The organism is Peribacillus sp. SIMBA_075 (genome assembly GCF_046534585.1).
Window position 1 is genome coordinate 1 of the sequence record NZ_JAWRYN010000816.1, and the last position, 264, is coordinate 264.

The following is a 264-nucleotide window of genomic DNA, read 5'->3' on the forward strand; positions in this document are numbered from 1 at the left end:
CTGCTTTTAAAAAATAGTGGAAACGTAAAGATATGGAGTGCAGCATGCTCGACAGGAGAAGAACCGTATACCCTTTCGATGCTGCTGTCAAGTCATCCTCTTGTGAAGGACTTCCAAATTATTGCAACTGATATTGATGATAAAGTCCTGCAATCAGCACAAAAAGGAAGATATCATGAACGCTCTCTGCAAGAGGTGCCAGATCAGATCAAACAAAAATATTTCACAAAAGAAGATTCTTCATTTTACACTGTGAAAGATGAG

Annotated in this window: 1 protein-coding gene; it reads left to right on the forward strand. The window is 38.6% G+C overall.

Features of this window, described 5'->3' with window-relative positions:
* Window positions 1-264 (forward strand): CheR family methyltransferase (locus SB775_RS30490; RefSeq protein ID WP_410864997.1); only part of this gene is annotated, 264 nt, incomplete at both ends.